Source organism: Natrinema soli (assembly GCF_028618695.1).
On the sequence record NZ_JAQIVI010000256.1, the window covers coordinates 1 to 1466 of the forward strand.

Here is a 1466-nt window from a genome sequence, read left to right on the forward strand (position 1 = left end):
ACCGACGAACCCGACTCCATAGCTGTTGTGAACCCATGATAGATGGATCGTAATACCTTTTCCCGTTCGTGACAGTCACGTTATCCGATAGCTATCGGAGCCGCTGACAGTCACTGGACACCCGGTCGCACGATAGTAGCGCGGTTCGGAGCGAGGCGCGGTTCGGAGCGAGGCGCGGTTCGGAGTGAACAGAGTGAGCGAGAACCGCGGAAATGCGAACGGTGAGTGGAACGAGCCGTGAGCGAACAGAGTGAGCGAGAACCGCGAGCGTGAACCGCGGACTGTTCGATCGGTGTGTGAAGCGTTTCAGTTGTTACCAGCGGCTCTCGAGCCCGAAACGCGGCCGATCCAGCAAGGTATTTCAGCGTCGAGCGGCCGAATTCACGTATGGATCCGGCGCTTGGCCCTCCCGAGGAGATGGCCGAGATACGCGACGAGTTGACGCCGATGATGCGCCAGTATCACGATCTCTGCGCGCGCTACGACGAGGCGATCGTTCTCTTTCAGGTCGGAGACTTCTACGAGACGTTTTGCGGCGCGGCCGAACGGACTGCGCGCCTGCTCGAGATCGCGCTGACCAGCCGGGAGGACAACACCGGCGAGTACCCGATGTCCGGCATTCCGATCGACAACGCCGAGTCGTACATCGAGGAGCTGCTGGAGGCCGGCTATCGGGTCGCGGTGGCCGATCAGGTCGAGGAACCCGGCGAGACGTCCGGCGTCGTCGAACGCGCAGTGACGCGCGTGATCACGCCCGGGACGCTCACCGAGGACGAGCTGCTCGCCAGTGACGACAACAACTTCGTGGCCGCGGTGGCTCGCGGCGACGCAGCCGCCGGCGAAGAGCGCGAACTCGCGCTGGCGTTACTCGACGTCTCGACGGGCGACTTCCTCGCCACGAGTTCCACCTCGAGGGAGTCGATCGTCGACGAGGTGAGTCGGTTCGACCCTGCGGAGGCCGTCGTCGGCCCGGACGCGCCCGCCGATCTCGTTCCCGATGACTGTATGGTCACCCCGTACGACGAGAGCGCGTTCGATCGGCAGCGGGCGGGCGAAAAACTCTCCACGTACTTCCGCAACCCCGATGCGCTACTCGCGAGCGACGCCGAGGTCCGGGCCTGTGGCGCGGTACTCTCCTACGCGGAGTACGTCCGCGGCGGCACACACGTCGGCGAACGCGGCGAGGAGAGCGAATGTAGCGACCCGACCGACGACGGCCCGGACGCGACTGCGAACTCCGATGGGGACTCGCGCCTCGAGTACCTCACCCACCTCACGCGGTACGATCCGCAGGAGTATCTGCTACTCGACGCCGTCGCCCTGCGGAGCCTCGAGCTGTTCGAACCCCGCGCCGTTCACGGACGGGATGACGCGACGCTGGTCGGCGTGCTCGACGACACCGCCAGCGCGCTCGGCGGCCGAAAACTCAGGGACTGGCTCCGGCGACCGCTGCTCGAGCCCGACCG

At 65.6% G+C, this 1466-nt stretch carries 1 protein-coding gene; it reads left to right on the forward strand.

What is annotated here, in order from left to right; translation table 11 throughout:
* Positions 1-387: 387 nt before the first annotated feature.
* Positions 388-1466 (forward strand): MutS N-terminal domain-containing protein (locus PGX04_RS16250; RefSeq protein WP_465263818.1); only part of this gene is annotated, 1079 nt, incomplete at its 3' end.